22 protein-coding genes are annotated in these 19,315 nt (G+C 69.8%); 9 read left to right on the top strand and 13 right to left on the bottom strand.

The features are described 5' to 3' along the window. Window positions 1-145: 145 nt before the first annotated feature. Window positions 146-319, bottom strand: coding sequence for a CsbD family protein (locus ACIP5W_RS22105; RefSeq protein WP_366057331.1), 174 nt, complete (start codon window positions 317-319; stop codon window positions 146-148). A 110-nt stretch (window positions 320-429) separates the two neighbouring features. Between ACIP5W_RS22105 and ACIP5W_RS22110 the strand changes: the two genes are divergently transcribed. Continuing rightward, window positions 430-684: a type II toxin-antitoxin system Phd/YefM family antitoxin gene (locus ACIP5W_RS22110; protein ID WP_401476075.1), complete on the top strand. Its 255-nt coding sequence runs from the start codon at window positions 430-432 to the stop codon at window positions 682-684. Continuing rightward, the gene (locus tag ACIP5W_RS22115) at window positions 681-932 is read left to right on the top strand and encodes a type II toxin-antitoxin system RelE/ParE family toxin (RefSeq protein ID WP_401476078.1); all 252 of its coding nucleotides are present in this window, start codon (window positions 681-683) and stop codon (window positions 930-932) included. The genes ACIP5W_RS22110 and ACIP5W_RS22115 overlap by 4 nt, the downstream gene beginning before the upstream one ends. A 1-nt stretch (window position 933) precedes the next feature. Here the strand turns inward: ACIP5W_RS22115 and ACIP5W_RS22120 are convergent, their stop codons facing one another. Continuing rightward, entirely contained in the window at window positions 934-1,728 is a 795-nt protein-coding gene (locus ACIP5W_RS22120; RefSeq protein WP_401476081.1) for a trans-aconitate 2-methyltransferase, read from the bottom strand. 176 nt (window positions 1,729-1,904) lie between these two features. On the opposite strand from ACIP5W_RS22120, the gene tamR reads away from it, so the two are divergent. Beyond that, the gene (gene tamR, locus ACIP5W_RS22125; protein ID WP_356568718.1) at window positions 1,905-2,402 is read left to right on the top strand and encodes a MarR family transcriptional regulator TamR; all 498 of its coding nucleotides are present in this window, start codon (window positions 1,905-1,907) and stop codon (window positions 2,400-2,402) included. Here tamR and ACIP5W_RS22130 read toward each other — a convergent pair. Next, window positions 2,361-3,149, bottom strand: coding sequence for a LuxR C-terminal-related transcriptional regulator (locus tag ACIP5W_RS22130; protein WP_401476084.1), 789 nt, complete (start codon window positions 3,147-3,149; stop codon window positions 2,361-2,363). The genes tamR and ACIP5W_RS22130 overlap by 42 nt on opposite strands. Before the next feature lie 262 nt (window positions 3,150-3,411). On the opposite strand from ACIP5W_RS22130, the gene ACIP5W_RS22135 reads away from it, so the two are divergent. Beyond that, window positions 3,412-3,867, top strand: coding sequence for a GNAT family N-acetyltransferase (locus tag ACIP5W_RS22135; protein WP_401476087.1), 456 nt, complete (start codon window positions 3,412-3,414; stop codon window positions 3,865-3,867). A 135-nt stretch (window positions 3,868-4,002) separates the two neighbouring features. Here ACIP5W_RS22135 and galK read toward each other — a convergent pair whose 3' ends face one another. From galK to galT, 3 genes are read right to left on the bottom strand one after another with little or no spacing between them, the layout of a single operon-like run. Next, window positions 4,003-5,160: a galactokinase gene (gene galK / locus ACIP5W_RS22140; protein WP_401476090.1), complete on the bottom strand. Its 1,158-nt coding sequence runs from the start codon at window positions 5,158-5,160 to the stop codon at window positions 4,003-4,005. Beyond that, window positions 5,161-6,129 carry a UDP-glucose 4-epimerase GalE gene (gene galE / locus ACIP5W_RS22145; protein WP_401476093.1) on the bottom strand — a complete coding sequence of 323 codons (969 nt, stop codon included), beginning with the start codon at window positions 6,127-6,129 and terminating at the stop codon, window positions 5,161-5,163. It abuts the gene before it with no gap. Then, window positions 6,129-7,187, bottom strand: a complete 1,059-nt coding sequence (galT, locus tag ACIP5W_RS22150) for a galactose-1-phosphate uridylyltransferase (RefSeq protein WP_401476096.1) — start codon at window positions 7,185-7,187, stop codon at window positions 6,129-6,131. Before galT ends, galE begins: the two co-directional genes overlap by 1 nt. A 180-nt stretch (window positions 7,188-7,367) precedes the next feature. Between galT and ACIP5W_RS22155 the strand changes: the two genes are divergently transcribed. Both ACIP5W_RS22155 and ACIP5W_RS22160 read left to right on the top strand, forming a co-directional pair. Next, complete coding sequence (locus tag ACIP5W_RS22155; protein WP_401476099.1) at window positions 7,368-9,047, top strand: sodium:solute symporter family protein; 1,680 nt, start codon at window positions 7,368-7,370, stop codon at window positions 9,045-9,047. Between the two features lie 27 nt (window positions 9,048-9,074). Then, entirely contained in the window at window positions 9,075-9,440 is a 366-nt protein-coding gene (locus tag ACIP5W_RS22160) for a hypothetical protein (RefSeq protein ID WP_401476102.1), read from the top strand. Between the two features lie 178 nt (window positions 9,441-9,618). Here ACIP5W_RS22160 and ACIP5W_RS22165 read toward each other — a convergent pair whose 3' ends face one another. Further along, window positions 9,619-10,515 (bottom strand): hypothetical protein, encoded by an 897-nt coding sequence (locus ACIP5W_RS22165; protein WP_401476105.1) that lies wholly within the window; start codon window positions 10,513-10,515, stop codon window positions 9,619-9,621. A gap of 33 nt (window positions 10,516-10,548) precedes the next feature. Then, window positions 10,549-10,962: an ATP-binding protein gene (locus ACIP5W_RS22170; protein WP_401476108.1), complete on the bottom strand. Its 414-nt coding sequence runs from the start codon at window positions 10,960-10,962 to the stop codon at window positions 10,549-10,551. A 193-nt stretch (window positions 10,963-11,155) separates the two neighbouring features. Here ACIP5W_RS22170 and ACIP5W_RS22175 point away from each other — a divergent pair, with 193 nt between their 5' ends. Genes ACIP5W_RS22175 through ACIP5W_RS22185 form a run of 3 tightly spaced genes read left to right on the top strand, consistent with a single transcriptional unit; the run spans window position 11,156 to window position 12,459 of the window. Further along, complete coding sequence (locus ACIP5W_RS22175) at window positions 11,156-12,007, top strand: helix-turn-helix domain-containing protein (protein WP_401476111.1); 852 nt, start codon at window positions 11,156-11,158, stop codon at window positions 12,005-12,007. Continuing rightward, window positions 12,004-12,210 carry a DUF397 domain-containing protein gene (locus tag ACIP5W_RS22180; protein ID WP_401476114.1) on the top strand — a complete coding sequence of 69 codons (207 nt, stop codon included), beginning with the start codon at window positions 12,004-12,006 and terminating at the stop codon, window positions 12,208-12,210. Before ACIP5W_RS22175 ends, ACIP5W_RS22180 begins: the two co-directional genes overlap by 4 nt. A 57-nt stretch (window positions 12,211-12,267) precedes the next feature. Then, window positions 12,268-12,459 carry a DUF397 domain-containing protein gene (locus ACIP5W_RS22185; RefSeq protein WP_401476116.1) on the top strand — a complete coding sequence of 64 codons (192 nt, stop codon included), beginning with the start codon at window positions 12,268-12,270 and terminating at the stop codon, window positions 12,457-12,459. Between the two features lie 178 nt (window positions 12,460-12,637). Here ACIP5W_RS22185 and ACIP5W_RS22190 read toward each other — a convergent pair whose 3' ends face one another. From ACIP5W_RS22190 to ACIP5W_RS22210, 5 genes are all read right to left on the bottom strand, one after another. Further along, window positions 12,638-13,072, bottom strand: coding sequence for a methyltransferase domain-containing protein (locus tag ACIP5W_RS22190; protein ID WP_401476119.1), 435 nt, complete (start codon window positions 13,070-13,072; stop codon window positions 12,638-12,640). Between the two features lie 176 nt (window positions 13,073-13,248). Beyond that, window positions 13,249-13,596, bottom strand: coding sequence for a hypothetical protein (locus ACIP5W_RS22195; protein WP_401476121.1), 348 nt, complete (start codon window positions 13,594-13,596; stop codon window positions 13,249-13,251). Between the two features lie 308 nt (window positions 13,597-13,904). Then, window positions 13,905-14,534, bottom strand: coding sequence for a hypothetical protein (locus tag ACIP5W_RS22200; RefSeq protein WP_401476124.1), 630 nt, complete (start codon window positions 14,532-14,534; stop codon window positions 13,905-13,907). Between the two features lie 47 nt (window positions 14,535-14,581). Beyond that, window positions 14,582-14,929 carry a hypothetical protein gene (locus ACIP5W_RS22205; protein WP_401476127.1) on the bottom strand — a complete coding sequence of 116 codons (348 nt, stop codon included), beginning with the start codon at window positions 14,927-14,929 and terminating at the stop codon, window positions 14,582-14,584. A gap of 112 nt (window positions 14,930-15,041) precedes the next feature. Further along, on the bottom strand, window positions 15,042-19,241 hold the full coding sequence (locus tag ACIP5W_RS22210) for a ricin-type beta-trefoil lectin domain protein (RefSeq protein ID WP_401476130.1): 4,200 nt from the start codon (window positions 19,239-19,241) through the stop codon (window positions 15,042-15,044). Between the last annotated feature and the right edge of the window lie 74 nt (window positions 19,242-19,315).

The raw sequence follows: 19,315 nt of genomic DNA on the forward strand, positions 1-19,315 counted from the left end.
GCCCCGCGGGGCCCGGGGGGGGGGGGGGCGGGGGGCGCGCGGCCGCCCCCCCCCCCCCCCCCCGCCGGGCCGCCCCCCCCCCCGCCCCCCCCCCGCGGGGGGGCCCCCCCCCCCCCGCCCCCCCCCCCCTCTGTGCAGATCCGGGTCAGTGCTTGAAGACGTCCTTCGCCTTCTCCTTGGTCTGGCGGGCGTCGCCCTTGGCCTGTTCGGCACGTCCCTCGGCCTCGAGCCGCTCGTTGCCCACGGCCCGCCCGGCCGCTTCCTTGACCTTGCCCTTGACCTGTTCCGTCTTCGCCTTGGACTTCTGCTCGCCTGCCACGATCCATCACTCCCAGTGAGGTACGGGGTCCTGTCGTGTCACTACGGGTGACCCGCTTCAGGCATCCGAAACCACATGCATGAAGAGTAATGTTCTGTCACTATGTGCGCATGACTGAGATTGCGATCAGCGCGGCCCGTGCCCAGCTCGGCGACCTGGTCCGGCGTGCCGCCCACGGCCGCGAGACCATCGCCCTCACCGATCACGGGCATGTGGCGGCACTTCTCGTCTCACCGCAGGTGATAGAGGATCTCGAGGACGCCCTGGCGGTGTCCGACTACCGGCGACGCAAGGCCGAGGGCACGCTGCCCCCCGGCATCCCCATGGCGGAGGTACGCAGGCGGCTGGGGCTCGAGCAGAAGTGACCTACGAGATCGAGTTCGAGCCGCATGCCCTGGACGTGGCCACCCGGTTCCTGCAGGAGGACCCGAGCGGCCTCGCCCTGCTCCTCGACGGCATCGACAAACTGGCCCACGACCCGCGCCCGGCGGGATCGATCCCCTACGGGTCCCCCGACCTCCGTCGCCTCCGCATCGGCGACTACCGGGTCCTGTACGTCATCGACGACGCCGTGATCCGCGTTCTGGTCACCCACCTGAGCCGGACCCCGTAGCTCAGGCCCCCATGCGTGCCACCGCGAAGAGGCGGCGGAAGGGCAGGACCGTGCCGTAGGGGCGGGGCGGGTAGGCCTCGCGGAGCAGGTCGCGGTACTCGGTGACGAAGGCGTCGCGGGCTTCGGGGTCGTCGGCGAGGGCGGTGAGGACGGGGCGCAGGCCGGTGCCCCTGGCCCAGTCGAGGACGGGGTCCTCGCCCGTCAGGACGTGCTGGTAGGTCGTCGTCCAGACGTCGGCCGCGCAGCCGAGGCGGGCGAGGTGGTCGAGGTAGACGCCGGGGGCGTGGACGGAGTCGGCGGGGCGGAGCACCCCGTGGAGGCGGCTTTTCCAGCGGGGGGTGTCGGCGAGGTCGCGCATCAGGGCGTGCAGGGGCGCGTCGATGTTGTGGGGGACCTGGAAGGCGAGGGTGCCGCCGGGGGCGAGACCGGCCAGCCAGGCGGGGAAGGCGTCGAGGTGGCCGGGGACCCAGTGCAGGGCGGCGTTGGAGACGATCAGGTCGTACGTCTCGGTGGGCGCCCAGGTGGTGAGGTCGGCGTGGACGAAGTCGAGGTGTGCGCCGGCGTGCGCCCGGGCCTCGGCGAGCATCCGCGCGGAGTTGTCGTAGCCGGTGACGCGGGCGGTGGGCCAGCGGTCGGTGAGGCGGGTGGTGACGTTGCCGGGGCCGCAGCCGAGGTCGGCGATGCGGGGCGGGGTGCCGGGCAGGTCGGGGACGCGGGCCAGGAGGTCGGCGAAGGGGCGGGCGCGGTGGCCGGCGTGGCGCAGGTACTGGGCGGGGTCCCAGGCGGGGGAGGGCATGGGCGGCTCCTCGGGGTGAGGTCTGGATCGTTGTGGGGTCCGGGTCGTTGCGAGGTCCGGGTCGTTGCGAGGTCCGGGTCGTTCGCGGTGGTTCCACCGTCCCGCCGATTTACCTCGACGTCAAGAGACTCGACGTCAAGAGACTTCACGTCGACACAACCACTACACTGATCGTCATGGAGGACGAGGTCGATCGGCTGGTCGCAGCGTGGCGCCGGGAGCGCCCGGACCTCGACGTGGAGCCGCTGGAAGTACTCAGCCGGGTGAGCAGACTGGCCCGGCACCTGGACCGCGCACGCCGTCTGGCGTTCTCCGAGCACCAGCTGGAGCCCTGGGAGTTCGACGTGCTGACCGCGCTCAGGCGCGCCGGGCCGCCCTACCAGCTGTCGCCGGGGCAGTTGCTGACGCAGACCCTGGTCACCTCGGGCACGATGACGAACCGTATCGACCGGCTGGCGAAGAAGGGCCTGGTCGAGCGGCTGCCCGATCCCAGCGACCGGCGCGGTGTGCTGGTGCGGCTCACGGACGGCGGCAAGGACCGCGCCGACCAGGCGCTGGCCGGCCTGCTCGAACAGGAGCGGGCGATCCTCGCCGAGCTGTCCCACGCCCAGCGCGCCGAGCTGGCCGCGCTGCTACGCCAGCTGACCGCCCCGTTCGACAACATCCCCGGTTAGGGCCTGTCCCAGCTGCACCGGTCCGACGCCTGCCCGCCGGGCGAGGGCGACCGCGGCGAGCGTGGAGTGCACGCCGAGTTTGCCGAGGACGTTCTGCATGTGGGTGCGGACGGTGTGCGGGGACAGGAACAGCCGCTCGGCGACCGCCTTGCGTCCCAGCCCGGCGACCATGCAGCGCAGCACCTCGCGCTCCCTCGGCGTGAGGGACTCCACGAGCCGCTCGCTCTCGGTACGGTGCCTGCGCGCGGCGGTCAGCTCCTTGAGCACGCCGGTGAGCAGGGCGGGCGGCAGGTGCGTCTCCTCCCGCAGCACCCCGCGCACGACGGTGAGCAGCCGCGACAGCGAGCAGTCCTTCGCCACCCAGCCGGACGCGCCGGCCTGGAGGGCGAGGGCCGCGCGGCGCGGGTCGTCCTTCTCGGCGAGCACGACGATCCTGACGTGCGGCTGGGCGGCACGGACGCCGGCGACGAGGGAGAGCCCGTCGACCAGCCCGTCCTCGCCCACCTCCCGCACCTCCCGCACGGGCACGGCCGGCCGCACGCCGGGCAGGCGTCCGCCCAGGTCGGCGTCGACGAGCAGGACGTCGTAGCGGCGCCCCTCGGCGGCGGCGCGGTCCAGGCTGCGCAGGGCGGCCGGGCCGCTGCCGGCGGCGAAGACGTCGACGTCGGGCTCGGCCGCCAGGGCGGCGGCGAGCGACTCGGCGAAGATGCGGTGGTCGTCGACGACCAGAACTCGGATGCGAACCACGAAACCCCCCTCCCCCAGGCTCCTTCACGGAGCAGGGGATACCCCAGGCCCGGAGAACGACGACCGGCGCGGGGCCGGCGCCCGGGAGAGGTGTGCGACCGCACGGCCGCCGCCGTGCAGAGACTGCTACCCCCACCGCGGGCGTCGTACCCGGCTGTCTCGCCCCCTGATCAGCACCGGCCCCCACCGGTGCTGTCGAACAGAGTAGGGCCGTGCGGGGAGAGCGGAAGGGGAATCGCGGAACTGGCCGTCCTGCGCGTTTATGGTGTGCCGCATGTTCCGTCTTGAGGCAGAAGTCGACAGATCCCGACGCGATCTGCTCCGTTCCCGGCTGCGTGAGGCCAATACGGCGGCCTCTCCGGTCCTGCGTGCGCTGCGCGGCACCCCCGCCGAGCGCGAGGCGCCGCTGCACGTGTGGGCGTCGGACGACACCGGTGCGCTGGCCGGCGGCCTGGTCGGCCACACCTGGACGACCTGGCTGCACGTCACCTACCTCTGGGTCGACGAACGCCACCGCGGCACCGGCCTGGGCACCGGCCTGCTCGCGGAGGCGGAGCGCCTGGCCCGCGACGACCGCGGCTGCCTGCGCTCCCGCGTGGAGACCTGGGACTTCCAGGCCCCCCGCTTCTACCGCCGCCGGGGCTACGAGGTGGTCTGCGTGATCGAGGACTATCCGCCGGGCATCACGGAGTACACCCTGACGAAGCGGCTGGGGTGAGCGTTCGGAGTGGGGCGGCCGGAAACGGGATGCGGCCTGCCCGTCCACCGCGACCGGCGCGGTCGTCGCCCGCCGTCACGAAGAACGAGCGGCCCGCGCCCTCGGTGGGCGCGGGCCGCTCGGGACCGCCGGGGTTCAGACCAGGCGGCGGGCGCCCGCCGAGGGGACGGCCTCGAAGATCCTCGGGGCCGTGAAGCCCGCCGCCGCGAAGGCCTCCTCGACCGCCTTGCCGATGGTGTCGACGTCGGCCGTCTCCGCGAGGACGATCGCGGAGCCGCCGAAGCCGCCGCCGGTCATGCGGGCGCCGAGGGCGCCGCCGGCGAGGGCGGTGTCGACGACGAGGTCCAGTTCGGGGCAGGAGATGCGGAAGTCGTCGCGCAGCGAGGCGTGGCCCTCGACCAGGAGCGGGCCGATCGCGCGGGTGTCGCCGGACTCCAGCAGCGACACCACGCGTTCCACCCGCTGGTCCTCGGTCACGACGTGCCGGACGAGCCGGCGGACCTCCTCCTCGTCCCCGAGCCGCTCCAGCGCCGCGTCCAGCTCGGCGTAGGGGATGTCGCGCAGGGCGTCGACGCCCAGCAGGGCGGCGCCCTTCTCGCAGCCGGCCCGGCGCTTGCCGTACTCGCCGTCGCTGTGGGCGTGCTTGACCTGGGTGTCGACGACGAGCAGGCGCATGCCCTCGGCGGCGAGGTCGAAGGGGATCTGCTTCTGCGACAGGTCGCGGGTGTCGAGGAACAGGGCGTGGCCGGCCTCGCAACAGGCGGACGCGGTCTGGTCCATGATCCCGGTGGGGGCGCCGACGTAGACGTTCTCGGCGCGCTGGCACAGGCGGGCGAGCTGCCAGCCGGGCAGGCCCAGCTCGAACAGGTCGTTCAGGGCCAGGGCGACGACGACCTCCAGGGCCGCCGAGGAGGACAGGCCCGCGCCCGACGGGACCGTCGAGGTGAGGTGGATGTCGGCGCCGGTGACCGGGTGCCCGGCCTCGCACAGCGCCCACACCACGCCGGCGGGGTACGCCGTCCAGGAGCGGTCCGACTCGGGCACGAGGTCGTCGAGGCGCAGTTCGGCGACGCCGCCCTCGACGTCCGCCGAGTGCAGGCGCAGACGGCCGTCCGTGCGGCGGGAGACCGCGGCGATCGCGGTGTGCGGCAGCGCGAAGGGCATCACGAAGCCGTCGTTGTAGTCGGTGTGCTCACCGATGAGGTTGACGCGGCCGGGGGCCGCCCACACGCCCTCGGGCGCGGTCCCGTACAGCTCGGCGAAGCCGGCGCTGACCTGCTGCTCTGCCCCCACTTACCGCTCCTTTGCGATCTTCTGCGTGAACTCCCACGCGTCGGCGACGATACCCGCGAGGTCCGCGCGGGACGGGTTCCAGCCGAGCCGCTCGCGGGCGGTGGCGGCGGAGGCGACCAGGACGGCGGGGTCGCCGCCCCGGCGCGGGGCCATGACCTCGGGGATCGGGTGGCCGGTGACCTGGCGGACGGTCTCGACGACCTCGCGGACGGAGAAGCCGTTGCCGTTGCCGAGGTTGCAGATGAGGTGCTCGCCGGGGGTGGCGGCCTCGACGGCGAGGAGGTGGGCCTCGGCCAGGTCGGCGACGTGGATGTAGTCGCGGATGCAGGTGCCGTCCGGGGTCGGGTAGTTGTCGCCGAAGACGGAGATCGCCTCGCGGCGGCCCTGCGCGACCTGGAGGACGAGCGGGATGAGGTGCGACTCGGGGTCGTGCCGCTCGCCCTGCGCGCCGTAGGCGCCGGCCACGTTGAAGTAGCGCAGCGACACCGCGCCCAGCCCGTGGGCGGCGGCCTCGCCGGTGATCATGTGGTCGACGGCGAGCTTGGACGCGCCGTACGGGGAGGTCGGCGCGGTCGGGTCGGTCTCGGTGATGGGGGTGCTGACGGGCTCGCCGTAGGTCGCGGCGGTGGAGGAGAAGACGAGCTTGCGCACGCCCGCCTCGCGCATGGCGCCGAGCAGGGCCATGGTGCCGCCGACGTTGTTCTCCCAGTACTTCTCGGGCTTCACGACGGACTCGCCGACCTGTGAGAACGCGGCGAAGTGGAGGACTGCGTCGAAGGAGGCGTCGAGCCACTTCCCGGCGTCGCGGATGTCGCCCTCGACGAAGGCGGCGCCCGCGGGGACGCCCTCGCGGAAGCCGGTGGACAGGTTGTCGAGGACGACGACCTCGTGTCCGGCTTCCAGCAGGTGCTGGGCGACCACGCTGCCGACGTATCCCGCGCCGCCCGTGACCAAGTACTTGCCGCTCATCAACTCGCTACCTCTCGCAGTCGCTTCGCCGCGTGCTCCGGCGGCACGTCGTTGATGAACACGTTCATGCCGGACTCGGAACCCGCGAGGAACTTCAGCTTGCCGGACGTACGGCGGATGGTGAAAAGCTCGAGGTGCAGCGCGAAGTCGTCGCGGTTGACGCCCTCGAACTCCTCCAGCGCGCCGAACGGGGCCTGGTGCCAGGCCGAGATGTAAGGCGTGAGGGGCTGGTCCTCCCCGAAGATCCGGTCGAAGCGCCTCAAGAGTTCCAGGTAGACCTGGGGGAACTCTGTGCGCGCGTCCTCGTCGAGGCCGAGCAGGTCGGGCACCCGCCGCTTGGGGTACAGGTGCACCTCGTAGGGCCAGTGCGCGGCGTACGGCACGAAGGCGACCCAGTGTTCACCCTCGAGGACGACCCGGTCACCGGCGAGCTCGCGCTCGAGGACGGCGTCGAAGAGGTTCTCGCCGCCGGTGGCCTCCTTGTGGGCGGCCACCTGGCGCAGCATCAGGGCGGTGCGGGGCGTGGTGAACGGGTAGGCGTAGATCTGCCCGTGCGGGTGACCCAGCGTCACACCGATCTCGGCGCCGCGGTTCTCGAAGCAGAACACCTGTTCCACGGAGGGCAGATGCGACAGCTCGGACGTCCGGTCCGTCCACGCGTCCAGGACCAGTCGCGCCTGCTCCTCGGTGAGGTCGGCGAAGGAGGCGTTGTGGTCGGAGGTGAAGCAGACCACCTCGCAGCGCCCGGAGTCGCCGGCCAGCGAGGGGAAACGGTTCTCGAAGACGACGACGTCGTACGACGAGTCCGGGATCTCGCTCAGCCGGTCGCCCTGCGAGGGGCACAGGGGGCACTCGTCGGCCGGCGGGTGGTAGGTGCGCCCCTGCCGGTGCGAGGCGATCGCGACCGAGTCGCCGAGGAGCGGGTCCCGGCGTACCTCCGAAGTGGTGACCGTGGGATCCAGCGGACGCCGGTCCACCGCGTCGCGCACCGCGTCGTCCCGCAGGTCGTAGTAGATGAGCTCACGACCGTCGGCCAGGCGGGTCGAGGTCTTCTTCACCGCGGCTCTCCATCCGTACACGAGCGAAGCGTGTCGGGCTTCGCGTCGAGGGAGGCTCGCTCCCTACCGAACGGAGCGAGCAGAACAAGCTTCCAACAGAACTAAACACATCAAACCACAATCCCCCACGAGAGTCACCACCACAACCAAACAAAGACCACCAAGCGAAGTGAGCAGTGCATGCGAACCCCCACGTATCTCGCGGCTGAGCTACGGCTTCCGACCAACTGGCTCGACTACACGATCATGGCGATCTACTTCGTGGTCGTCCTCGGCATCGGCTTCGCCGCGCGCCGCTCGGTGAAGACCAGCCTCGACTTCTTCCTCTCGGGCCGCTCGCTGCCCGCCTGGATCACCGGTCTCGCCTTCGTCTCGGCGAACCTGGCGGCCACGGAGATCCTCGGCATGGCCGCCAACAGCGCGCAGTACGGCGCGTACACCGTCCACTGGTACTGGATCGGCGCCATCCCGGCCATGGTCTTCCTCGGCCTGGTGATGATGCCCTTCTACTACGGCTCCAAGGTCCGCTCGGTCCCCGAGTTCCTGCTGCTGCGCTTCGACAAGGGCGCGCACCTGCTCAGCTCGGCCCTGTTCGCCTTCGCCGCCATCCTCATCTCGGGCGTCAACCTGTACGCCCTCGCGATCGTCGTCGAGGCGCTGCTGGGCTGGCCGCAGTGGGTGGCGATCGTGGTCGCGGGCTTCTTCGTCCTGGCGTACATCACGCTGGGCGGTCTGTCGTCGGCGATCTACAACGAGGTGCTCCAGTTCTTCGTGATCCTGGCGGCCCTGATCCCGCTGACGGTGCTGGGCCTGAAGAAGACCGGCGGCTGGGACGGCCTGACCGACTCGCTGACGGCGGCCAAGGGCGACAACTTCGTCAGCGCCTGGGGCGGCACCGGCATCGGCAGCGACAACCCGCTGGGCGCGAACTGGCTGACGATCGTCCTCGGCCTCGGCTTCGTGCTCTCCTTCGGCTACTGGACGACGAACTTCGCCGAGGTGCAGCGCGCCCTGTCCGCGAGGAACCTCTCCGCGGCCCAGCGCACCCCGCTGATCGCCGCGTTCCCGAAGATCTTCATCGTCTTCCTGGTGATGATCCCCGGCCTGGTGGCGGCGGTCCTGGTCCCGAAGATCGGCACGGCCGACTCCGACCTGCAGTACAACGACGCGATCCCCTACCTGATGGAACAGCTGCTGCCCAACGGCGTGCTGGGCATCGCGGTGACCGGTCTGCTGGCCGCGTTCATGGCGGGCATGGCGGCGAACGTGTCGTCCTTCAACACCGTCTTCACCAGCGACATCTGGGCGAAGTACGTGGTGAGGGGCCGCGAGGACGCCTACTACGTCCGCTTCGGCCGCCTGATCACGGCGATCGGCGTGGTGGCGTCGATCGGCACGGCGTTCCTCGCCTCGTCGTTCTCGAACATCATGAGCTACCTCCAGACGCTGTTCTCCTTCTTCAACGTGCCGATGTTCGTCGTCTTCATCGTCGGCATGTTCTGGAAGCGGGCGTCGAGGAAGTCCGGCTTCTGGGGCCTGCTCGCGGGCACCACGGCCGCGATGGTCAACTACTTCGTCCTCTACAAGCAGGACGTCATCGGCATCCCCACCGACCAGGGCGCCAACTTCGTCTCCGCCATCGCGGGCTTCGTCGCGGGCGCGGTGGTGATGGTGGCGGTGTCCCTGTTCACCGCCCCCAAGCCGGCCGAGGAACTCCAGGGCCTGGTCTACGGCACCGTCTCCCCCGGCATGGCCGAGCCGGCCGCCGAGGGCGACGACGCCTGGTACCGCAGGCCCGCGCTGCTGGGCTGGGGCGCGATCGTCCTCGCCGCCGCCTGCTACATCCCGTTCTCGTTCTGAGCCCGACCGCGGGACGATGGAGGAACCATGTCAGAGCAATTCGAACCGTCCGAGCGGGCGGAGGCGGAGGAGCGGCTCCGCAGGGCCGGCTACTCCGAGGCCGAGGTCCAGCGCGAGGTCTCCGAGCTGGAGCAGAAGTCGGCGACCGCCGCCCGCATCTTCGACCTGCGCCGCATCATCGGCGGCCTGTTCGTCCTCTACGGCATCATCGTCACGATCGTCGGCCTCACCGACGACGACGCGGCGATCGACAAGGCCCAGGGCATCAACATCAACCTGTGGACGGGCCTGGGCATGCTGGCCCTGGGCATCTTCTTCCTGGTCTGGATGAAACTCCGCCCGTCGGTCCCGCCGGCCCAGCTGCCGCCGGAGGCACTGGAGCCGAAGGACTGAGAGGGATTTTCCTCGTACGGGGCCGGATTCCGCGCGGGTGGCGGGAGCCGGCCCCGTACGTGTGCGGCCGTGCGTACGGCCACGGGGCCGGCCGCCACCTCCGCCGGGGAACAGTCCGGCGAGCCCGGACGACCGACGGCCGAACCGGGCGAACCGGTGGTGAGAGACGGTGACGGGTCTACTCGCCGGTGAAGAGGTCGGCGGCGGTGGTGGCGTGAACGGCACGCTGGGACCAGGTGGTGAGCCGGGCGAGGTCGGTGCAGGCCTGGACCCGCGCGCGGACGTCGTCGGGCACATCGATGCCGCGCCAGCGCAGGATGTTCAGCGTCATTTCGGCGCGATCCTGGATTCGCCCCAACTCGACTCCCTCTTCGCGGCCTTGCCCGCGCACCTCCTCGGCGAGCGGGTGCCGCCAGAAGTACTGGATCGTCGCCATCATGTCCCTCCACATCTGCCGGGCCCGGGTGTCCGCCAGGCACGAGTCGACGAACTGCACGAAGACCGCGGCACTGTCACGGTCGATGGTCCGCAGGGCGGCTGCCAGCGATTCCAGTATGGCGGGAGCCTGACGTCCCCGGCCGTGCGTCATCGCCGACAGCACCGCAAGGGGGACGTCCCGCTCGGCCTCCCGCTCGTCCGCGATCACCGGCACGTTGTCCGGGCCGAGCACGAACGGGCGCACCGTCAACGACGGACACCCTCGCACCCCGAGGTGGATCGGCTCGGCCGCCCACCGGGCGGTGGCACTGTTCTGCGTGACCACGATCAGCACCGGTTCACACCGGTACTTCTCGTACAGATAGCTCAGGTAGTACGGCCAGCTGCCCCGCTTCCTCTCGTCCGGCTTGCCCTGCGACTCCACCACCAGCAGATACGCCCCCTCATCGGTCTCCGCCCGCAGCAGCGTGTCCACCCGCCGCTCGACGGGCTCGATCTCGGTGAGGTCGACGTTCATGCCGGCGAAGTCGTACGGCTCGGGGAAGGGAACGCCCAACACCTGTTGCAGGGCACGCGTCAGCAGCGCGGGATCCTTCTGGAAGATCCGGTGCATGGCCTCGTGCGACGAGCCGACCATCGGCTCTCCTCTCTGTGCGATGAGATCAACGAGCTATGCCGCCGGCACGTCACACCACACGAACTTCCCCCGGTGACCGAAGCGGGACAGCGGATGCCAGCCCCACACCTGCGCACAGGCCCGCACCAACGCCGTCCCCCTGCCGTTCTCCGCGTCCGCCAGGTCCGCCACCTCACGCGGCGGGTCGGGCGGCTCCGGGTCGGCGTCCCACACGCCCACCCGCAGCACGCCGTCCGCCCAGCGGATACGGAGCGCTGCCGGGCCCTTCGTGTGGAGTACGGCGTTGGACACCAGCTCCGAGGCGATCAGCTCCGCGGTGTCCACCATGCCGATCAGCCCGTGCACGGTCAGGATCAGGCGCAGGGTGCGGCGGCAGACCGGGACGGCCCTGACGTCGCTGGGGACGTAGAGGGAGTACTCCCACGTGTCGGGGGTGCTTTCGGGCATGCGTCAACTCCGGGTGGGAGGAGGGCGGGTGAGGGTGCGGTGGCAGTGCCGCGGCCGTCACAGCAGGACGGGGCGGTGCGCTTCCGCAACGTGTTCAACGCGTCACCGAAGGTAGGGGATAAATTTCTACCCTTGCAACTCCCTCGCGTAATCTGACACCCGAACGAGTAGTCCCAGAGAGGCTGTTGCTCGGATGACCATGCGGAACCAGCCCACCGCCCGCCAGGTTCGCCTGGGCTCCGAGCTACGCAAACTGCGGGAGGCAGCGGGCAGAACGGCCAAGGAGGTGGCCGCACTCCTCGGCTCGAGTTCGGCCCATATGAGCCAGATCGAAGCCGGAAGTTCAGCGATCAGCGAAGAACGTCTACGAAGGCTGGCAGCTCACTGTGCCTGTACGGACGGGAAGTTGATCGATGCCCTCGTGACGATGGCGACCGACCGCGCACGAGGCTGGTGGGACGACTACCGAGGAGTCCTGCCTCAGGTGAACCTCGATGTCGCCGAGGCCGAACACCATGCGGTGTTCCTCCGCGAAGTCGTCATCACCTATGTTCCGGGCCTGCTCCAGACCCCCGACTACTCGCGGGCGGTCTTCAGCTACATGCGTCCGGAACTACCCGAGAGCGAGCTGGCGCCCAGGGTCGAACACCGCATGCGGCGACGGTCGGTCATCGAGGGTGACAACCCGACACCGTACGAAACGGTCGTCCACGAGTTCGCCCTACGGGTGCGCGTGGCCGACCGGCAGACGTCCCTCCGACAACTCCGGTCGATCCTGGACCAGATCGAGCAAGGGCACGCCGTGGTACGCGTCATCCCCACCGACCAGGACGGTTTCGCCGGCGCCGGAGCCTCAATGGTGTACGCGGGCGGCCAGGTGTCCCAGTTGGACACCGTGCTGCGGGACGCTCCCACCGGTGTCGTCTTCATCGATGCCGCGGCGCAGTTGCAGCAGCTCCGAACACTCCTTCGTAGAGTGGAAGACGCGTCGCTCGACCCAGTGGCGTCAAGGGACTTCATCCACCGCCTGTCAAAGGAGCTGTGAGGCACACCATGGACCACGCCCTGCACTGGCAGAAGTCCACGTTCTCCGGTGGCGGCGAAGGAGACACCTGCGTCGAACTCGCCGCCGCCGGAGGAGGAGCGATCCACCTCCGCGAGAGCGACACCCCTGCCACCGCTCTCACCACCACCCCCGTCGCCCTCGCCCGCCTCCTCAAAGGCATACGCGCTGACGCAGGCAGCTAGCCGAGGTCACGATCTTCCCGTCATCCACCGTTTGGCGAAGGAGCTGCGAGGGACCCCATGGACCGCACCCTGCGTTGGCAGAAGTCGACGTACTCCGGAGGCGCCGAAGGCAACGCCTGCGTCGAACTCGCCGCCTCCCCCACCGCTCTCCACCTCCGCGAGAGCGACGCCCCCGTCACCACTCTCACCACCACCCCCGCCGCCCTCGCCCACCTGCTGAAGGGCATACAAGCGGGCGCAACCTGCTGAGCGCTGCCCCTGCGTCCGCCGGTGGGCGAGGGCGACTTCGGGAGGAAGAGCAGCGGCCCGTCATGAGAAGTCCGGGCTGACCGCCGTCCCGTCCGATCACGGCCGGCCGCCGTCCAGCAGCGGCCTCCGTACACTCCCGAGCCGGGCGTCGAAGATCTCCTGGGTGGTTTCAGATCGTTCAAGGCCGCGGAATGGGCAGTTCACGTAGTGGGTCGCCACCGTCGATGAAGAGCCGGGCGTTCGCCGTGGCTGCCATGGCGACCTGCTTCAGCACGTGCCGACCGGCCTCGGGGTGTCGCCCGTCGAGGGCACCGACGCGGACGGCGAACACGATGTCGTAGGGCTCCTCGTCCGGTTGCAGGACGAAGTCCTCGGCCGACACCTGGCGGACACTCATGCGGCCCGACCTGATCTCCTCCACCGCGGCGGTCCTCGCCCGGGTGATGGCGGCGGCGGATCTGTCGATGGCCAGGATGTGTCCGGTGGTGAGCCGGCCTGCGACTGCTCGTGCGGCTGCCCCGGGCCCGCACCCGATTTCGAGGACGCGGGAGTGCGGCTGGAGTGGAAGCGCGTTCACGATCGCGGCGAGACGCGGCGACAGGCGTACCGGCATGGACGAAACGATAAGCGCCGAGAGGTTTGCGCGCACTCGCGGCAGGGCGCACTGACCGAGCGCGGCTCACCTACTGCATTCGCGCGTCGGCCACGACATCGGGACCGCATCGCGGGCCGTCTGGGCCTTGAGGGTCCAGTCCATCTGCCAGGGCGGGCCCATGAACCCTGGATCGGTCACCGACCGGGCTCCAGCCTTTGCGCCTCGTGGCGGAGGTGGGAGACCTTTTCGAGGAGCGTCTTGGCCTCGGCGAGGTCGGTGGAATCGGCCGCCCGGTGTTCGAGGTCCGTCACCAGGGCATCGAGCCTCGCGTCACGGGCGATCGCGTACTCGCCCCACCACCTGGCCATGAACGCGGGCACGGTGCTGATGTCGTACGCGTCCGCGACGGCCCACTTCCCGTGCTCGTCGAAGTCGGCGAGCAGCTGTGGTGCGTGCTGGGCGATGGCCTCGCGCAACGCCTTCGGAGTCCGCTCGGGCATGGGCGGGACGGCCGGTACGGGTTCTGCGGCATGGGCCGTCATAACCGGGGATCCTCCTTCGTGCTCCATCTCGCGCCGTACGTATGGCCATGGCCCGGCTGTCGGCTCCGCCGAGGAGCACGCACAGACGGCCCCTCGAAGGAGTTACTCGCGGCGGCCTCTCCCTCGGCCGAGGCCCTCGGCAGCCCCGTTCCACGGTGCCTGTGGACGAGGGCGCCCGGTGGCGGCATCGGCACCGTCGGTTCCGCCGCCGCAGGCGGTGAGCACGGGGACGGAGGCGGGCGCGGAAGACGCGAGGGTGGTGGCACGAGTCACGGCCGTCAGCCGCGTCCGTGTTCAGCCGTCATCGCTCACGACAGCTTGACCAGCTGGGCGTCCAGGAGTGCGGCCGGGATCGACGGCGTGCCGCTGAGGTACGCCACCGTGTTGCCGGAGCGGAGGATCACGGCCTTGGCCGGAGTCTTCCTTCCGCCCCGCTCCACCGTGGCGCCCAGGCCCATCGCCTGGTCCGTGCCCTCGGGGGCGAGTTCCGGGGCTACCTTGCCGAGCTCGTGTTCCACGCCGTCGACCGTCGCCGTGAAGCCGGCCGTGCACGCGTCGAGGGCCGTGCCTATGGCGTCCATCGCCGCCCGGGCCTCGTCCGAGGCGTACTCGGCGAGGACCACGGTGACGGTGGCGCGCTCGCCGGACGCCTCCCGCACGACCGTGGACACCGGTTTGCCGACGGGTGTGCCGGACAGGGCGTAGCCGAGCGGGGCGCAGGCGTTCTCTGTCACCCGCACCTTGGGGCGGCCCGCCGATGTGGACACCGTGAAGCCGTCCGCGTCCCGGGCCGCCAACGCCGCACTGCCCAGCCCGCCCGCACGCATCGTCGCACCCGGCTGGGCGGTGGGCTTCAGCAGACTGTCGGTACTGCTGCCACCGCCGTCGCCCGCCACGCTGCAACCAGTCAGCAGGCCGACGATCAATGCTGCCGCCACGAGGCCTTGTGTGACACCCAACGCTCTCTCATTTCACTGGGAAGGAACTAGCCGGCAGAGAAAGTCTTCAAGACCTTGAGGTAGCTCTCTCCGGTGACAGAGTTGGAATAGTGCGAAGCCTCCCATCCCGCGGCACGTAGAATACCGAGAAGCGCTGTGTTCATGGCTTCCTGTGTAGCAGACCCCAGTGCGAGGGCCCGGGGGTCCGGGCCCTCCGGTCGAATGACCTGTCGCATCAGTTCTTGGCTGGGCGTCCACTTGACGTAGACACCTGCCGACTCATCGCAGTACGGCGCATGGAAGACAACGGCTCCAGCAATGCCCCTGCTGAGTCCGTCGAAAGAGCTGCCAGCGAAGACCGCGGAGATTCCTGCCTGCCGCAGGTCGTCAGTCACGCTAAGTGCGATACGCACCAGACGCAGCTCCGTCGCCGGTGAACACCTAAGGAGAGCTCCATCGAAGTCTTCAGTGCCAGCCATTCCTTGCTCCGCATTCTCTCGTATCTCGTCAGAACCTCATCGCCGGGAGTCCCCGCCGTCCGCGGGCTTGGTTGATCCAGCCACCGAGCGTCTCCGTCCAGACTTTGTTCATGAATTTTCCGTCCGGAGTCGACGGATCAGCGTATGGCATCGAATAGGTGATGGACGCATTCGCGGTGCGGGAGTCGCCTGCCAGGGCGGGAGCACATCGACCGGGACAGGGCGAGCGTTCCGTGTACAGGGCCTCGACCACGTCGTCCTTGCCGAGCTGACTGATGATGTGCTCCTCAGCGTGCCGACTGCCGCTGCTGAATCCGCGCACTACTCGCGTACTTCCGTCGGTGCTTCTGACCGTCGCGGCAGCGACGTTGTGGTCCGCTCCCCAGAACCCGGCGTCCACACGCGCCTCGAACGCGTCTGTAGCAAGGCCGCCGCTGTCGTAGTCGACCTGTGTCGCATTGCCGCAGTTGTGGACAAGGAGCGGCGTGGACTCCGCCACATAGTACGTGTGCAGGTCACTGACGGTGAGGTTGTGGACCGTGGCCCGCTGTGTGGTCCATCGCTCGACCGCAGTGATCTGGACGTACGTGCCGGCGCCGGTGCGCAGCCACTCGCCGGCCTTCAGGTCCGTGGCGTCGACCCACTCGCCCAGTTCAGGGACCCAGAACGGGTGTCCCTCGGTGGCGGTCACCTCGGCGGTCGTCGCCCCGTCACCACTTACGACGGTCACCTTGACCAGGCGCTTCACGCCCTCGCCGACGATCTCGGCCGTGACCGTCTCGACGGCGGTCTCGCCGGTCTCCGGGTCGGTCGCCAGGACCTTGTCGCCGTTCTTGACCTGCTCGATCGGCTTGGTGGTGCCGTCGGCCATGAGGACCGGCGTGCCCGGGACGAAGCTGTTGGCCTCCTTCTTGGAACAGCTTCCGCCACCGCCTGACGACTCTTCCCTCGCCTTCGCCTGCCGTGGCTTCGGCTCCGACTTCTTCGCCGCCGTCTTCCGCGCCTTCTGGACGGCATTGCCGGTCTTCTGCGCGGCCTTCTTGGCCTGCCGGGTGGCCGCTTCCTTGGCCTTCTTCTTCAGCTGTGCCGCCAGGGCGGCCGCCTTCTTCTTCGCTTCGGCCGCCTTGCGGGCCAGCTCACGCGCCTTGCGGGCCAGTTCGATGATCTTGCGGGCCTTTTCCTTGGCCTTCATCAAAGCGTTGATAGCGCTGGCGATTCGATACGCCGCTTTGAGAACTCCCGCGATCTTGTAGGCCTTCGTCCACGGGATGGCGTTGAGGAACAGCTCGCCGCAGGACCAGGCGTCGCCCCGGGAGAAGCAGCCCACCACGCTGTCCCAGCCGACGAACTCCTTCAGGGCGGCCCAGCCGATCGAAAGGATCACGTCCGACACCGACGTGTTCAGCTGCTTCTTCGCCCACGCCTCGGAAGACGACGACGGGGCTCCGCCCCCGCCCCCTCCTCCGCCGCCGGCGGCTGCCGACATCAGGCCCGTCGGATCGGCGAAGGTGACCGGGTTGTTCTCGCAGTAGACGTACCCGTTCATCTGGACCGGGTCCGCCAGGTCCAGCACCGGGTCCGGGGAGAGGAAGCGGCCCGTGTTCGGGTCGTACTCCCGTACGCCCAGGTGGACGAGGCCACCGCTCGCGTCCTCGTCGCCACCGATGTAGCCCTGGTGCGAACGCCAACTGGTCGACTCCGAACGCTTCACGCCGAACGGGTCGGTCTTGGAGAACTTGACCTTGTTGCCGGACGCCAGCGCCACGTTCACGTACGCCGTGCCGTTCTGGTCGGCCACCTGCACCGACAACTCCGCGGTGCCCGCGCCCTGTGCGTGCCGCATGACCGCCGGTGCGCCCGGCTGGGAGTAGTAGCGCTCGGTGTAGGCCGGACCGCCGGCCGCGTTGACGGAGATCGTCGACTCGCCGAGGTACAGGGTGCGCTCGGTGGCCGAGATCGCCATCAGGCGCGATCCGTCACCGCCGTAGACGTACTTCGTCTCCTTGTCCGGCACCCACGACTGCTTCGCCGACCCGTCGCACGTGTACAGCTGGAGGTCCGTGCCGTCGGCCGAGTTGGAGCTCGGGACGTCGAGGCACCTGCCCGAGGCGACGTGCTTCAGGGTGCCCGTCGAGGTCGCCGTCCACTGCTGGGCAGCCGCGCCCGTGCAGTCCGCGATGACGACCGGTGTGTTGTTGGCCGTGCCGCCGCCGGACGGGACGACGCACTTGCCGAGGATCTTCAGGGCGCCCGTCGACGGGTCCGCCGAGGAAGCCGAGTCGATGCGCAGCTTCTGCGCCTTGGTGCCGTTGCAGGTGTAGAGCTGGAGGGCCGTACCCGCCGTGGTCGAGCTGTTGGACAGGTCCAGGCACTTGTTCACCAGGCCCTTCCACGCGCCCGCGCCGTTCTCGCCGAAGCCGGTCACCTTCTCGACCTGGCCGTCCCAGGTCCAGGAAAGTGCCTGCTCGGAGCCGTCGTACGTGCGGGTCAGCGTGTTGCCCGCGTCGTCGTACGTCAGCGCCGTCGCCTTGGTGACCCGGGCGCCGGAGTCCGCCTTGTAGGTGGAGGACATGCCGGTCAGCGTGTGCGGCTGGGTGCCGTCCGCCTTGCCGTAGACGTAGTCGGTCGTGGCGTCCTTGGTGGTGTCCAGACCGGGGTCGTGCTCGACGAGCTTCTTGCGGTTGCCCATCGCGTCGTACGTGTACGACTGCCAGTAACCGCTGTTCGCCGCCGTGACGTTGGTCGTGCCGTCCGAGTACTTCGGCGCCGCCGTGGTCTTGCCCGTCGCCGTGCAGGACGTGGGAGCCGTCCACGCCTCGCTCAGCTGGCCCAGCGCGTCGTAGGTGAAGCACTGGCGGTCGGTCGTCGAGTTCGCGGTGTCCGCGATCGACGTGACGTTGCCGGCCGGGTCGTAGGCGTAGGTGCGGGAGTTGACGCGGTGGCCGGTGACGGCCGTGGTGTCGCTGGTCGACTCGCGGTCGACGATGCTCCGGGTCAGCTCACCCGTCGCCTCGTCGAACAGGTTCGTCGTCCAGACACGGTTGGGGTTCTCGCCGCTGACCGTGCGCAGGACCTGGCCGTACGGGGAGTAGGAGGTCTGCGCGGTGTACCAGGCCAGGCCCGAGGTGGAGACCGGCAGGCCGTCCTCGTTGTAGCGGATCACCAGCTTTTCGGCCGGAAGTGTGCCCACCGAGGGGAGGTTGACCGCGTTCAGCAGACCGGAATCCGAGTACTCGAAGCTGTAGACGTAGTCCTTCTGCAGGCCGTAGGAGAGCGCCACCGACTCGGGGATGGAGATCTTCTTGCCGGTCGGCTGGTAGTCGGCCGTGTAGCCGGTCACTGCGGTGGTGTACGCCAGCCCGTCCGTGTAGCGGGACTGCGAGGTCGGCAGGCCCACGCCGCCGATCAGCGTGTCGTAGGTGGTCTTCGCCAGGAGATTGCCGGTGGCGGAGTCCTCACGCTGCTCGGTCGCCCGGGACAGCTTGTCGTAGACGGTGTAGACGGCCGCGTTCTCGTCCGTGACCAGCTCGGGCCGGTCCAGGATGTCGTAGCGCGTCGTGGTCGTGCCCGCGTCCGGGTCGACGGCCTCGATCTCACGGCCCCGGGCGTCGTACTTCCAGGTCCACAGGTTGCCCTCGGAGTCCTTGGCCTCCACGCGGTCGCCGCGCTCGTCGTACTTGTACGTCGTCGAGCGGTACGCCGCCCGCAGCGCGTCCGTGAAGGTGTCGACGCGGACCGTGCGGCCCATGGCGTCGGACCAGGTGCGCTGGGCGGCGGCGCCCTGCGGGTTGACCACCGTGGAGTTGTCGAGGCCGTACTCGTAGCGGGTCGCCTTCGCCGGGACCTCGGTGCCGTTGAGGTACGGGGTCTCGGTGAGGGTGCGGCCCAGGCCATCGTAGGCGTAGAGCGTGGCGTTGGGGACTTGGTAGTCCGAGGCCAGCTCGAACAGGACGGTGGAGGGGTCGTCCTTGTCGTAGTAGGCGTTGTTGGTCTGCTTGATGGTGCCGTTGGCGCTGTACAGGGTGTCGGTGATGAGGCGTCCGCCGCCGACCGCCGGTTCCTGCTTCTGGCGTTCGCGGCCGAGGCCGTCGTAGATGACGGTGGAGACGCCGTAGTCGCCGGTGTCGGTGAGGGACTCGGTGGTGATCGAGACCGGCCGGCCGATGGTGGTGTCGTAGGTGATCTTCGCCGACGGGGACTTGGAGGTGGCGCGGCTGGGGTTCCACACCTGAGTGGCGCGGCCGAGGGCGTCGTAGGTGTAGGTGGTGACGCGGCCGTTGACGTCCTCGTCGGTGTCTGGCT

Origin of the sequence: Streptomyces sp. NPDC088766, assembly GCF_044750845.1 — a bacterium.
Classification (GTDB): Bacteria; Actinomycetota; Actinomycetes; order Streptomycetales; family Streptomycetaceae; genus Streptomyces.

What these genes read in the sequence shown, in the direction of transcription:
- ACIP5W_RS22120 (WP_401476081.1), bottom strand. Translation starts at nt 1,728, where the DNA reads ATGCCCTCCCCCGCCTGGGACCCCGCCCAGTACCTGCGCCACGCCGGC.
- ACIP5W_RS22160 (WP_401476102.1), top strand. Translation starts at nt 9,075, where the DNA reads ATGTCAGAGCAATTCGAACCGTCCGAGCGGGCGGAGGCGGAGGAGCGG.
- ACIP5W_RS22175 (WP_401476111.1), top strand. Translation starts at nt 11,156, where the DNA reads ATGACCATGCGGAACCAGCCCACCGCCCGCCAGGTTCGCCTGGGCTCC.
- ACIP5W_RS22170 (WP_401476108.1), bottom strand. Translation starts at nt 10,962, where the DNA reads ATGCCCGAAAGCACCCCCGACACGTGGGAGTACTCCCTCTACGTCCCC.
- ACIP5W_RS22195 (WP_401476121.1), bottom strand. Translation starts at nt 13,596, where the DNA reads ATGACGGCCCATGCCGCAGAACCCGTACCGGCCGTCCCGCCCATGCCC.
- ACIP5W_RS22165 (WP_401476105.1), bottom strand. Translation starts at nt 10,515, where the DNA reads ATGGTCGGCTCGTCGCACGAGGCCATGCACCGGATCTTCCAGAAGGAT.
- galE (WP_401476093.1), bottom strand. Translation starts at nt 6,129, where the DNA reads ATGAGCGGCAAGTACTTGGTCACGGGCGGCGCGGGATACGTCGGCAGC.
- ACIP5W_RS22155 (WP_401476099.1), top strand. Translation starts at nt 7,368, where the DNA reads ATGCGAACCCCCACGTATCTCGCGGCTGAGCTACGGCTTCCGACCAAC.
- ACIP5W_RS22185 (WP_401476116.1), top strand. Translation starts at nt 12,268, where the DNA reads ATGGACCGCACCCTGCGTTGGCAGAAGTCGACGTACTCCGGAGGCGCC.
- tamR (WP_356568718.1), top strand. Translation starts at nt 1,905, where the DNA reads ATGGAGGACGAGGTCGATCGGCTGGTCGCAGCGTGGCGCCGGGAGCGC.
- ACIP5W_RS22135 (WP_401476087.1), top strand. Translation starts at nt 3,412, where the DNA reads ATGGTGTGCCGCATGTTCCGTCTTGAGGCAGAAGTCGACAGATCCCGA.
- ACIP5W_RS22110 (WP_401476075.1), top strand. Translation starts at nt 430, where the DNA reads ATGACTGAGATTGCGATCAGCGCGGCCCGTGCCCAGCTCGGCGACCTG.
- ACIP5W_RS22190 (WP_401476119.1), bottom strand. Translation starts at nt 13,072, where the DNA reads ATGCCGGTACGCCTGTCGCCGCGTCTCGCCGCGATCGTGAACGCGCTT.